1 protein-coding gene is annotated in these 233 nt (G+C 72.1%); it reads left to right on the top strand.

The genetic code is table 11. The features are described 5' to 3' along the window. Positions 1–11: 11 nt before the first annotated feature. Positions 12–233 (top strand): E3 binding domain-containing protein (locus tag AC0L20_RS41920; RefSeq protein WP_473295981.1); only part of this gene is annotated, 222 nt, incomplete at its 3' end.

The following is a 233-nucleotide window of genomic DNA, read 5'->3' as shown; positions in this document are numbered from 1 at the left end:
AATCGGCACCGGTGCAAGCCAAGCCCGCGCCTGTCGCCACTAAGGTTCAAGCGCCCGTGGCCCGCGACGCGGCCGAGCGACCGCTGGCCTCCCCCGCCGTGCGCAAGCATGCGCTGGACGCGGGTATCCCGTTGCGCCTGGTCCAGGGCACAGGCCCGGCCGGGCGGATCCTGCATGAAGACCTCGACGCCTACCTGCAGCAAGGCGCGAGCAGCTCCTCGAGCGCCGCCAAC

The organism is Bradyrhizobium sp. Kon58 (assembly GCF_055807455.1).
The sequence above is the reverse complement of the archived record's forward strand: the minus strand, read 5'-3'. Positions and strand labels throughout refer to the sequence as shown.